This is a genomic window from Pseudomonas asiatica (assembly GCF_009932335.1).
GTDB lineage: Bacteria > Pseudomonadota > Gammaproteobacteria > Pseudomonadales > Pseudomonadaceae > Aquipseudomonas > Aquipseudomonas asiatica.
Map to the genome: position 1 here is coordinate 237062 of NZ_BLJF01000002.1, position 12379 is coordinate 249440.

The window sequence follows — 12379 nt, forward strand, 5'->3', positions numbered from 1 at the left end:
GACAGAGAGATCGGGCGGTGGTTAGCCCTCAGGATCGGGCAGTTGTTTCCTGTGATACCGAGGTGAGGCATTCGCAGCACAAGGCTGCTCCTACAGGGGAGCACGAGTGCCTGTAGGAGCAGCCTTGTGCTGCGAATGGGCCTGTCAGGCTGCCGGTGCTGTTGCCACCATCGACGGCCGCTTGGCCACCTCGGCATACCACGCCGCCAATCCAGGCTGGTGTTCACGCCAGCCAAACTCGGGCTGGCGCAAATCCAGATACCCCAGCGCACAGGCCACGCCAATCGCTGCCAGGTCGAACCCGGACATCAACTCGGGCAAATGCTCCTGCTCCAGATTGGCCAGGCTACGGCGGATCTTGTCGCCCTGTGCCTGCAGCCAACCATCCCAGCGCTTGTCTTCAGGGCGCAGGAAACTCTCGTAGCGGCTCGATACCGCCGCATCCATGATGGCATCGGCCTGCGACACCAGCGTCATGCGCCGCCAGCGTGCCGAGCCTTCGCGCGGCAGCAGCGGCAGGCCGACGTGCTGCAGGTCGAGGTACTCGCAGATCACCCGGCTGTCATGCAGAACGGTGCCGTCTTCCAGGCGCAGGGCCGGGATCTTGCCGATCGGGTTGTCCTGGTTGAGCTGTGGGTCGCCGCTGACCGGGCTGATGTTCACCGGCTGCAGCTGCACGCGCTCAAGTTGGCCGGTCTCGTGCAACACCACCATGACCTTGCGCACGAAAGGCGACAACGGCGAGTGGAACAGAGTCATCGTGCTCATGCTTCAGTTACCCTGCAGGCTCGGTGGCAGGCACACGCCGGTACCGCCGATACCGCAGTAGCCGTCCGGGTTCTTGGCCAGGTACTGCTGGTGGTAGGCCTCGGCGAAGTACACGGTCGGTGCCTGGTCGATTTCGGTGGTGATCTCACCGAAGCCGGCCTTGCTCAGTTCGGCCTGGAAGGCGTCGCGGCTGGCCTTGGCCTGTTCCAGCTGTTCAGGGCTGGTGCAGTAGATGGCCGAGCGGTACTGGGTGCCGATGTCGTTGCCCTGGCGCATGCCCTGGGTCGGGTTGTGCAGCTCCCAGAACATCGCCAGCAGCTCGCGGTAGCTGACTCTGTCCTTGTCGAACACCACCAGCACCACTTCGGTGTGGCCGGTCAGGCCCGAGCAGACTTCTTCGTAAGTGGGGTGGGGGGTGAAGCCGCCTGCGTAGCCGACCACGGTGCTTACTACGCCTTCACGTTGCCAGAAGCGACGCTCGGCGCCCCAGAAGCAACCGAGGCCGAAGATGGCGAAGTCGATGGCGCCTTCGAAGAAAGGGCCGAGCAGCGGCGTGTCTTTGAACACGTAGTGGAACTCGGGCAGGCTCATTGGCGTTTCGCGGCCAGGCAGGGCCTGTTCCGCGGTTGGCATGACGTTTTTGTTCACCAGGATTTCCGAACGCAGGACCATGGCCGTTCCTCTGTGTTTATTCAGTTGGATAGGTGGTGGGGCCATCGCCGGCAAGCCAGCTCCCACAGGGATATCACAGATTTTGAGATATGAGCGGTCCCTGTGGGAGCTGGCTTGCCGGCGATAGGGCCCGAATGGGTTCTATAGTGCCCGAGGTTTGCGCGGCTGTCAGGCCACTGGGCCACGCGGATAGCGCTTCAGCCGTTCAGCCAGCTCGCGCCCCGGAATCGGCCGGTCGAACAGGTAGCCCTGGCCCACGTCGCAGCGGTGCCGGCGCAGGAACGCCAGCTGCTCCGGCGTCTCGATACCCTCGGCTACCACCTTCAGCTTGAGGTTGTGAGCCATGGCTACCACCGCCGAGGTGATTTCCATGTCGTCCTGGTTGTCCGGGATCTCGTTGATGAAGCTGCGGTCGATCTTGAGGATGTCGATCGGAAACTTCTTCAGGTAGCTCAGCGACGAATAACCGGTGCCGAAATCGTCCATGGCCAGGGTCAGGCCCAGGGCCTTCAGTTCATCCAGCTGGCGGTGGGTATCTTCTGTGGCTTCCAGCAGCAGGCCTTCGGTCAGCTCCAGCTCCAGCAGGTGCGGGGGCAGGGCTTCTTCCTCTAGGATCGTGCTGATCGATGCCACCAGGTCCGGGTCGGAGAACTGCTTGGGGGACAGGTTGATGGCCACATGCAGGTTGCCCATGCCGGCTTCGCGCAGTTGCTGGCTCATGCGGCACGACTGGCGCACCACCCATTTGCCGATGGGGATGATCAGGCCGGTTTCTTCCGCCACGCTGATGAACTGGTCCGGGCGGATCATCCCGCGCTCAGGGTGGTTCCAGCGCAGCAGCGCTTCCAGCCCCAACAGGCGGCCGCTGCGCAGGCACAGCTTGGGCTGGTAGAACACCTCCAGCTCGTTCTGGGTCAGGGCACGACGGAGGTTGTTCTCGACGAACAGCTTGTAGCTGGCTTCGGCATTGAGCACTTCGGTAAACACCTGCACCTGATGCTTGCCGTTGGCCTTGGCCTTGTGCAGCGCCAGGCCGGCGTTCTTCATCAGGCTGGCCGGGTCGGCGCCATGCAGTGGCGCGCAGGCCAGGCCCACCGAGGCGGTGACGTTGATCAGCTGGTTGTCGACGAACATCGGTTTGTCGAGGGTGCGCAGCAATTGCTGGGCGACCCCCTGGCCATCTTCAAGGCTTGTATCGTCGAGCAGTACCGCGAACTCGTTACTGGCAAAGCGCGCCAGGATACCGCCCGAGTGCAGGCTGTTGCGCAGGCGCCGGGCCAGGCTGATCAGCAGCTTGTCGCCGGTCTGGTGGCCGAGGCTGTCGTTGATGCGCTTGAAGTTGTCGATGTCCACCAGCAGCAGACACATCGAGTATTCGCCATCACGGGCAAAGCGCTCGTCCAGGCTGCGAATGAACGCCGGGCGGTTGCCCAGGTTGGTCAGGTTGTCGGTATAGGCCAGGCGCTCGATGCGCTGCTGGGCCAGCTTGGTCTGGGTGACGTCTTCGTAGATGCCGATGTAGTGGGTCAGCTCACGGTTGTCGCCATATACCTTGGAAATCGAAAGCTGGCCCCAGTAGGGTTCGAGGTTCTTGCGCCGGCTCTTGAACTCGCCCTGCCAGCTGTTACCCATGGCCAGGCTCGACGGAGAGTCGAACAGCAGCTCGCTCAGGTTCTCCAGCGCTGGCAGCTCAGCCAGGTGGCGGCCTTGCACTTCTTCGGTGCTGTACTGGGTGATGGCAGTAAAGCTGGGGTTGACGTATTCCACCACACCGTCGCGGTTGACCAGCAGGAAGGCGCTGGCGCTTTGCTCGACTGCGCGCTGGAACAGGTGCAGGGCGCTGGCGGCGGTGCGCCGGTTGTGGTTGGTGATGACCTGGGCGAACTGGTCGGCCAGTTCGCCGGCAAAAGCGATTTCGTCCGACTGCCAGGCCCGTGTCTGGCCGGTCTGCTCCAGGCACAGCACGCCGACGACCTGGCCATCGACACGGATACTGGCATCGAGCATGGCCTTGTTATCCGGGCACAGGCTTTGTGTCAGGGCTCGGGTCCGCGGGTCGTGGCCGGCATTGTGGGCGTCGATGGCGCGGCTGGCGTGCAACGCGTCAAGGTAGTCGGGGAAGCGGCTGGCATCGATGGCTTCGGGCTGGCGGTGTTCTTGCGCGTCCCGGTACCAGGCGATGATCGGCTCCAGGCGCTGGTCTTCAAGGTGCCAGATACTCGCAATATCGACCTTGTAGATTTCGCAGGCGCTCTGGGTAATCAGCTGGGCGGCTTCCCGCAGAGAGTTGCCTGCGCTGTAGCGCTGGCGGGCCAGGCGCAGGATCAGGTCTTGCTGGCCACGTACCCGTTCCAGGTGTTCGAGTTGTTCCTGCTGCGCGCGCTGGTTCAGTTGCAGGGCTAGTTGCAGGCGGTTGTTGCGCGATTCCAGGTCGCTGGCACCGGCCTCGCTGGTTTCTTCGGCCTGGTCGTCGAGCACGCTCAGGTAGCCGCGCAACAGATGGCGGTTGTGCTGCTTGTAGGCTTCCCCAGCCTCCAGCAGGCGTAGCGAAGCAGTTGGCGTGTGCAAGGTGTAGCGCACGCGGTAGTACCCGCGCTGGGCCAGTTGCAGCTGGATCTCGTCGTGTAGCCGGTAGCGGGCCTCGGGTTCCATCAGGCTGGCGTAGGGTGCGTCTACCAGGGCGCAGAGGTCGCCAGCGTGCAGGCCGAACTGGCGCTCGCAGGCCGGGTCGAGGTAGAGCATGGCCCAAGTGGCTTCGTTGAGCCTTTCGAAGCGCAGCATGCCGAGCCGCGAGGGCACGGGTAACTGCGTGACGACCTCGGCCGCCACACGGCTGGCGGCATCGGGTTGGCTTTTCATCGAAGACTCGCTTGAAGAGGAAACGCGGCCTTTGGGGGCGGCAGGTCTGGCAAGGTTGCATCATGTCCCGGGGGCTGGCAAGCAGCCATGCGTGATGCTGTGGACGGGTTATCGGCTGGTGGGTGGGAATCTGTAGTCTGGCTGATATTTCCGGGGCCGCTTTGCGGCCCCAATGTGCTTTATGCGAGGCAAAAAAAAGCCCCGCCAATCGACGGGGTTGAGGTACGAGCGTGGCAGCTCGAAAAGCATACTGCCCCTCGCAGGGAGGGGCAGCGGGCTGCCTTACAGCAGCATGGTGCGGATATCGCCCAGCACGTCGCCCAGGCGCTTGGTGAAGCGCGCGGCGGCAGCGCCGTTGATCACACGGTGATCGTAGGACAGCGACAGCGGCAGCATCAGCTTCGGCTGGAAGGCCTTGCCATCCCAGACTGGCTGCATGGTCGCCTTGGAGACGCCCAGGATCGCCACTTCCGGCGCGTTGACGATCGGCGTGAAGCCGGTGCCGCCAATGTGGCCGAGGCTGGAGATGGTGAAGCAGGCGCCTTGCATCTCGTCGGCCGACAGCTTCTTGGTGCGGGCTTTCTCGGCCAGCGCAGCCGCTTCGGCAGCCAGTTGCAGCAGGCTCTTCTGGTCGACGTTCTTGATCACAGGGACCAGCAGGCCGTCCGGGGTGTCCACGGCAAAGCCGATGTGCACGTACTTCTTGCGGATGATGGCCTTGCCGCTTGGCGCCAGCGAGCTGTTGAAGTCTGGCAGTTCCTTGAGCAGGAAGGCGCAGGCCTTGAGCAGCAGGGGCAGCACGGTCAGCTTAACGCCAGCCTTCTCGGCCACGGCCTTCTGCGCAACGCGGAAGGCTTCCAGCTCGGTGATGTCGGCGGAGTCGAACTGGGTCACGTGCGGCACGTTCAGCCAGCTGCGGTGCAGGTTGGCAGCACCGACCTGCATCAGGCGGGTCAGGGCCACTTCTTCCACTTCACCGAACTTGCTGAAGTCCACGGCAGGGATTGGCGGGATGCCGGCGCCACCGGTTGCGCCAGCGGCTGCCGGTGCTTCCTTGGCCTTCTGCATCATCGCCTTGACGTAGACCTGCACGTCTTCTTTCAGGATGCGGCCGTGCGGACCGGTCGCGGCAACCGCGCCCAGGTCGACGCCGAATTCACGGGCCAGCTGACGAACCGCCGGGCCTGCGTGAACCTTGGCGTTGCTACCGGCAGCCGGTGCGGTAGCAACCGGTGCAGGGGCAGCAGCCGGGGCTGCAGCGGCAGGTGCGGCGGCCGGAGCCGCTTCAGCCTTGGCCGGGGCAGCAGCGGCAGGTGCCGGAGCAGCAGCCGGGGCAGCGCCCGCGACTTTCAGCTTGAAGATCAGGTCGCCAGTGCCGACTTCGTCTTCCAGCTTGCAAAGGACTTCTTCGACCACGCCGGCAGCCGGCGACGGGATTTCCATGGAAGCCTTGTCGGACTCCAGGGTAATCAGCGACTGGTCGGCTTCGACGGTGTCGCCGACCTTTACCAGCACTTCGATGATCTTGGCCTTGCCCGACGAACCGATGTCCGGCACGTGGATGTCCTGCACGCTGGCGGCAGCCGGGGCTGCTGCCGGAGCTGGGGCAGGGGCGGCTTCGGCGGCCGGAGCCGGCGCAGCAGCCTGGGCCGGAGCGGCGGCCGGAGCCTCAGGGGCCGCTGCAGCGGCGCCCTCGGCTTCCAGGACCAGCAGCTCGTCGCCTTCTTTCAGGCGGTCGCCCAGCTTGACCTTCAGTTCCTTGATGACGCCGGCTTTCGGGGCCGGGATCTCCATGGAGGCCTTGTCGGACTCCAGGGTCAGCAGGCTCTGGTCAGCCTCGATACGATCACCGACCTTGACGAACAGCTCGATGATTTCACCTTCACCGCTGCCGATGTCAGGTACGCGAATGAGTTCGCTCACTTAAAAATACTCCTCAGCAGTCCAGTGGGTTGCGCTTGTCCGGGTCGATACCGAACTTGACGATAGCGTCTGCAACAACCTTTGGTTCGATCTCGCCGCGGTCAGCCAGGGCTTCCAGGGCAGCCAGCACCACGAAGTGGCGGTCGACTTCGAAGAAGTGACGCAGCTTCTTGCGGCTGTCGCTGCGACCGTAACCGTCGGTACCCAGGACCTTGAACTCTTTGCTCGGTACCCACTGGCGAATCTGCTCGGCGAACAGCTTCATGTAGTCGGTGGAGGCGATGACCGGGCCCTTGCGACCGTTCAGGCACTGCTCGACATAGGTCTGCTGTGGCTTCTGGCCAGGCTTCAGGCGGTTGGCGCGTTCCACGGCCAGGCCGTCGCGACGCAGTTCGTTGAAGCTGGTGACGCTCCACACGTCGGCACCGACGTTGAACTCTTCACGCAGGATCTTCGCTGCTTCGCGGACTTCGCGCAGGATGGTGCCGGAGCCCATCAGCTGTACGTGGTGCGCGGCTTCGCGGGTGTCTTCTTCCAGCAGGTACATGCCCTTGATGATGCCTTCCTCGACACCGGCCGGCATGGCTGGCTGCTGGTAGGATTCGTTCATCACGGTGATGTAGTAGAAGATGTCCTGTTGCTCTTCGGTCATCTTCTTCATGCCGTCCTGGATGATCACCGCCAGCTCGTAGCCGTAGGTTGGATCATAGGTGCGGCAGTTCGGGATGGTGCCCGCCATCATGTGGCTGTGACCGTCTTCGTGCTGCAGGCCTTCACCGTTGAGGGTGGTACGGCCGGCAGTACCGCCGATCAGGAAGCCACGGGTGCGGCTGTCGCCAGCGGCCCAGGCCAGGTCGCCAATACGCTGGAAGCCGAACATCGAGTAGAAGATGTAGAACGGCAGCATCGGCTGGTTGTGGCAGCTGTACGAGGTACCGGCAGCGATGAACGACGACATGGCGCCGGCTTCGTTGATGCCTTCCTCGAGGATCTGGCCCTTCTTGTCTTCGCGGTAGAACATCACCTGGTCTTTATCGACTGGCTCGTAGAGCTGGCCGACCGACGAGTAGATGCCCAGCTGGCGGAACATGCCTTCCATACCGAAGGTACGGGCTTCGTCCGGGATGATCGGGACGATGCGCTGGCCGATTTCCTTGTCCTTGACCAGCTGCGCCAGAATACGCACGAAGGCCATGGTGGTGGAGATTTCGCGGTCACCCGAGCCGTCCAGGATCGCTTTCAGCGTTTCCAGTGGCGGGGTCGGTACGCTGAAGCTCTTGGCGCGGCGCTGTGGCACGAAACCGCCCAGGGCAGCACGGCGCTCGGCCAGGTACTTGGCTTCGGCAGAACCTTCTTCCGGCTTGAAGAACGGCAGGTTCTCCAGGTCGGCATCCTTGACCGGGATGTCGAAGCGGTCACGGAAGTGACGCAGGCTGTCGACGTCGACCTTCTTGGTGTTGTGCGCGGTGTTCTTGGCTTCGCCGGCACCGGTACCGTAACCCTTGATGGTCTTGGCCAGGATGACGGTAGGCTGGTCCTTGTGGTTGACCGCCTGGTGGTACGCCGCGTAGACCTTGTACGGGTCGTGGCCGCCACGGTTGAGCTTCCAGATCTCTTCGTCGGACAGGTCTTCGACCATGGCCTTGAGCTCTGGGGTGTTGAAGAAGTTCTCACGAACGTACGCGCCGTCTTTGGCTTTGTAGTTCTGGTACTCGCCGTCGATGACTTCGTCCATGCGGCGCTGCAGGGCACCGTTGGTGTCCTTGGCGAACAGTGGGTCCCAGAAGCGGCCCCACACGACCTTGTTGACGTTCCAGCCACCGCCACGGAACACGCCTTCGAGTTCCTGGATGATCTTGCCGTTGCCGCGAACCGGGCCGTCGAGGCGCTGCAGGTTGCAGTTGATGACGAAGATCAGGTTGTCCAGCTTCTCGCGGCCGGCCAGCGCGATTGCGCCCAGGGATTCCGGCTCGTCGCACTCGCCGTCGCCCATGAAGCACCAGACCTTCTGCTTGCCGGCCGGGATGAAGCCACGGGCTTCCAGGTACTTCATGAAACGTGCCTGGTAGATGGCCTGGATCGGGCCCAGACCCATCGAAACGGTCGGGAACTGCCAGAAGTCAGGCATCAGCCATGGGTGCGGGTACGAAGACAGGCCGTTGCCGTCCACTTCCTGACGGAAGTTGTTCATCTGGTCTTCGCTGATGCGGCCTTCCATGAACGCACGGGCGTAGATGCCTGGCGAAGCATGGCCCTGGAAGAAGATCAGGTCGCCGCCGTGTTCTTCGGTCGGGGCCTGGAAGAAGTAGTTGAAGCCGATGTCGTACAGGGTGGCGCTGGAGGCGAAGCTGGAGATGTGTCCGCCCAGGTCCGAGTCTTTCAGGTTGGTACGCATGACCATGGCCAGGGCGTTCCAACGCACCATCGAGCGAATGCGGCGTTCCATGAACAGGTCGCCAGGCATGCGTGCTTCGTGGGTGACAGGGATGGTGTTGCGGTATGGCGTGGTGATCGCATACGGCAGCTGGGAGCCACTACGGGTGGCCAGCTCGCCCATACGGGTCATCAGGTAATGAGCGCGGTCTTCGCCTTCTTTGTCGAGGACCGACTCCAGGGCATCCAGCCATTCCTGGGTTTCGATTGGATCGAGGTCTTGCATGGCTTGCTCCAGGGCGGAAAGGCAACCAGAATCGATTGCCTGAGATTGCGACTGGCCTTATGGGCAGACGTCGTGAATTCTTGGATTACCGGGGTGTCCTCCGGCGCCGTGTAGTTTTACTACATTTGCTTTCGCATTTCATGCTTTTACACGACACGAGTAGTAGTAAAACTACATTTGTGCGACGTTTCGTCGCATGTTGGCTTGTGAGGAAAAACGTTCATGTTGGTTGGAATTGTGTCGCGAACGGGTAATTCTTGATGTTTGTTGCCATTTTTTCGCTTCTTTCAGCTATTTCCAACTTTTGTACGACAGTCCAACCGTGGTCCGGCTTCCCCTTGGCCGCTTCTTCCCCTCTATTTCACGCCGATCAAGGATAGACCATGCGCCTACCTTTGCCGTCCGATCTGCCCGCTTCCCTGCAGCCACTGGTCGCTCGCAACCAGCAATTCATCAGCGATGCCGTGGCTGCCCACCCGGAACTCGACCCCCAGGCCTGGAGCCCTCTGCACCGGCAACAGTTCGACCAGGTAGCCGCCGCCAGCGACTTCGTGCTCGGCCTGGTCCGACGCGAGCCAGCGATGCTGTTCGGCCTGCTGGCCAGTGGCGAGCTGGATCGGAGTTACGCCGCGGGTGAACTGTGCGGGCACATCGCTGCAGCCGCCCAGGCGGCGCAAAGCGAGGAGGAGCTGGCGCGCAACCTGCGCCGCGAGCGCAACCGCCAACAGCTGCGCATCGTCTGGCGCGACATCACCCGCCAGGCCGCGCTGGGCGAAACCTGCCGCGACCTGTCCGACCTGGCCGACGCCGCCATCGACGAAGCCTACCAATGGCTGTACCCGCGCCACTGTCAGCAGTTCGGCACGCCTGTCGGCAACCGCAGCGGCCAGCCGCAGCACATGGTGGTGCTGGGCATGGGCAAGCTGGGCGCGGTGGAGCTGAACCTGTCGTCGGACATCGACCTGATCTTCGCCTTCCCCGAAGGCGGCGAAACCGAAGGGGTGAAGCGCTCGCTGGACAACCAGGAGTTCTTCACCCGCCTGGGCCAGCGCCTGATCAAGGCGCTGGACCCGGTCACCGTCGACGGTTTCGTTTTCCGCGTCGACATGCGCCTGCGCCCGTATGGTTCGGCCGGCGCGCTGGTGCTCAGCTTCAATGCCCTGGAGCAGTACTACCAGGACCAGGGCCGTGACTGGGAACGCTACGCGATGATCAAGGCGCGGGTTGTGGCCGGCGACCAGGCGACCGGGGCACAGTTGCAGGAGATGCTGCGGCCGTTCGTGTACCGCCGCTACCTGGACTTTTCCGCGATCGAAGCGCTGCGCAGCATGAAGCAGCTGATCCAGCAGGAAGTGCGGCGCAAGGGCATGGCCGACAACATAAAGCTGGGTGCCGGGGGGATTCGTGAGGTGGAATTCATCGCTCAGGCTTTCCAGCTGATCCACGGCGGGCGCGACCTCAGCCTGCAACAGCGGCCGCTGCTTAAAGTGCTGGCCACCCTCGAGGGCCAGGGCTACCTACCGCCAGCCGTGGTCGCCGAGCTGCGCGAGGGTTATGAGTTCCTGCGTTATACCGAACACGCCATCCAGGCCATCGCCGACCGCCAGACGCAGATGCTGCCGGACAACGAGATCGATCAGGCGCGGGTGGCCTACATGCTTGGCTATGCCGACTGGCAAAGCTTCCATGACCAGCTGACGCACTGGCGTGGCCGTATTGACTGGCACTTCCGCCAAGTGATCGCCGACCCGGATGATGAAGACGGCGAGGGCGAGCTGGTGGTGGGGGGGGAATGGTCACCGCTGTGGGAGCAGGCACAGGATGAAGATGCGGCTGGCCGTCAGCTGCAAGAGGCTGGTTTCCAGCAGCCTGCCGAAGCCCTGCGGCGCCTGGCCGCGCTGCGCTCCAGCCCGCAGCTGCGTTCGATGCAGCGGATTGGCCGTGAGCGCCTGGACGCCTTTATCCCACGGTTGCTGGCCCAGGCTGTGGAACATGACAACCCCGACCTGGTGCTCGAGCGCGTGCTGCCGCTGGTCGAGGCCGTGGCACGGCGTTCCGCCTACCTGGTGCTGCTCACCGAAAACCCCGGGGCCTTGCGCCGCTTGCTGACACTGTGCGCCGCCAGCCCGTGGATTGCCGAGCAGATTGCCCGCTACCCGCTGCTGCTCGACGAGCTACTTAACGAAGGCCGCCTGTTCAGCCCGCCACTGGCGCCGGAGCTGGCCAGCGAACTGCGCGAACGCCTGACACGCATTCCCGAGGACGACCTGGAACAGCAAATGGAGGCGCTGCGCCACTTCAAGCTGGCCCACAGCCTGCGCGTGGCCGCTTCGGAAATCAGCGGCAACCTGCCGCTGATGAAAGTCAGCGACTACCTGACCTGGCTGGCCGAGGCCATCCTCGACCAGGTACTGGCCCTGGCCTGGCGCCAGACCGTGGCCCGCCACGGCCAGCCCAAGCGCAGCGACGGCAGCCTGTGCGACCCGGGCTTCATCATCATCGGCTACGGCAAGGTAGGTGGCCTGGAGCTGGGTCACGGATCGGACCTGGACCTGGTATTCATCCATGACGGCGACCCGCAGGCGGAAACCGACGGCGCCAAGCCGATCGACAGTGCGCAGTTCTTCACGCGCCTCGGCCAGCGCATCATTCACCTGCTGACCACCCAGACCAACTCGGGCCAGCTGTATGACGTGGACATGCGCCTGCGCCCGTCGGGTGCCTCGGGCCTGCTGGTGAGCTCGCTGGGAGCGTTCGAGCGCTACCAGCAGAACGAGGCCTGGACCTGGGAGCACCAGGCCCTGGTGCGGGCCCGGGTGCTGGTGGGCTGCAAGCAGGTGGGCACGGCATTCGAAGGCGTGCGCGCCAAGGTGTTGGGCCAGGCCCGCGACCTGGAAAAACTGCGCAGCGAAGTGAGCGAAATGCGCGCCAAGATGCGCGACAACCTCGGCACCAAGGCCACCGCTGCCGGTACCGCAGCCAACGCCTTCGAGGCCGGTGTGCCGTTCGATATCAAGCAGGATGCCGGCGGTATCGTCGATATCGAATTTATGGTGCAATACGCCGCTTTGGCCTGGTCCCACGACCACCCGGCCATACTCCGATGGACCGATAACATCCGCATTCTGGAAGAGCTGGAGCAGGCGGGTTTGATGCCGGCCAGTGACGCGGTGCTGTTGCGTGAAGTGTACAAGGCGTTCCGCTCGGCCTCGCACCGCCAGGCCCTGCAGAAGCAGGCCGGGGTTATCGATGCGGCGCAGTTTGCCGATGAACGCCGCGAAGTGCGGCGGATCTGGGGTGAATTGGGTTTGACTTGAGATTGCTGGGGCCGCTTTGCGGCCCATCGCGACACAAGGCCGCTCCTACAGGAGATCGCATTCCCTTGTAGGAGCGGCCTTGTGTCGCGATGGGCTGCAAAGCAGCCCCAAAGGCTCATGCCTCACCACCGGTGGTACACTGTCCGCCACATAGCCTGAATATAAAGAGGGGAGGCCAGGC

6 protein-coding genes are annotated in these 12379 nt (G+C 63.5%); 1 reads left to right on the forward strand and 5 read right to left on the reverse strand.

Going from position 1 to position 12379, the window contains the following annotated elements; all coding sequences use genetic code 11:
- Positions 1–144: 144 nt before the first annotated feature.
- The 5 genes from GYA95_RS20475 to aceE all read right to left on the reverse strand — a co-directional run bounded on the left by GYA95_RS20475 (position 145) and on the right by aceE (position 8881).
- Positions 145–768 carry a glutathione S-transferase gene (locus GYA95_RS20475; protein WP_015268674.1) on the reverse strand — a complete coding sequence of 208 codons (624 nt, stop codon included), beginning with the start codon at positions 766–768 and terminating at the stop codon, positions 145–147.
- Between the two features lie 3 nt (positions 769–771).
- On the reverse strand, positions 772–1440 hold the full coding sequence (gene msrA, locus GYA95_RS20480) for a peptide-methionine (S)-S-oxide reductase MsrA (RefSeq protein ID WP_003257532.1): 669 nt from the start codon (positions 1438–1440) through the stop codon (positions 772–774).
- Between the two features lie 168 nt (positions 1441–1608).
- The gene (locus GYA95_RS20485) at positions 1609–4299 is read right to left on the reverse strand and encodes a putative bifunctional diguanylate cyclase/phosphodiesterase (RefSeq protein WP_015268675.1); all 2691 of its coding nucleotides are present in this window, start codon (positions 4297–4299) and stop codon (positions 1609–1611) included.
- Between the two features lie 282 nt (positions 4300–4581).
- On the reverse strand, positions 4582–6222 hold the full coding sequence (aceF, locus tag GYA95_RS20490; RefSeq protein WP_015268676.1) for a dihydrolipoyllysine-residue acetyltransferase: 1641 nt from the start codon (positions 6220–6222) through the stop codon (positions 4582–4584).
- 13 nt (positions 6223–6235) lie between these two features.
- Positions 6236–8881 (reverse strand): pyruvate dehydrogenase (acetyl-transferring), homodimeric type, encoded by a 2646-nt coding sequence (gene aceE / locus GYA95_RS20495; RefSeq protein ID WP_003258640.1) that lies wholly within the window; start codon positions 8879–8881, stop codon positions 6236–6238.
- Between the two features lie 383 nt (positions 8882–9264).
- Between aceE and glnE the strand changes: the two genes are divergently transcribed.
- Positions 9265–12198 (forward strand): bifunctional [glutamate--ammonia ligase]-adenylyl-L-tyrosine phosphorylase/[glutamate--ammonia-ligase] adenylyltransferase, encoded by a 2934-nt coding sequence (glnE, locus tag GYA95_RS20500; RefSeq protein WP_015268678.1) that lies wholly within the window; start codon positions 9265–9267, stop codon positions 12196–12198.
- Positions 12199–12379: the final 181 nt, after the last annotated feature.

Bases quoted from the DNA above. Each gene is read 5' to 3' on its own strand.
- GYA95_RS20475 (WP_015268674.1), bottom strand. From the start codon at position 768: ATGAGCACGATGACTCTGTTCCACTCGCCGTTGTCGCCTTTCGTGCGC.
- msrA (WP_003257532.1), bottom strand. From the start codon at position 1,440: ATGGTCCTGCGTTCGGAAATCCTGGTGAACAAAAACGTCATGCCAACC.
- GYA95_RS20485 (WP_015268675.1), bottom strand. From the start codon at position 4,299: ATGAAAAGCCAACCCGATGCCGCCAGCCGTGTGGCGGCCGAGGTCGTC.
- aceE (WP_003258640.1), bottom strand. From the start codon at position 8,881: ATGCAAGACCTCGATCCAATCGAAACCCAGGAATGGCTGGATGCCCTG.
- glnE (WP_015268678.1), top strand. From the start codon at position 9,265: ATGCGCCTACCTTTGCCGTCCGATCTGCCCGCTTCCCTGCAGCCACTG.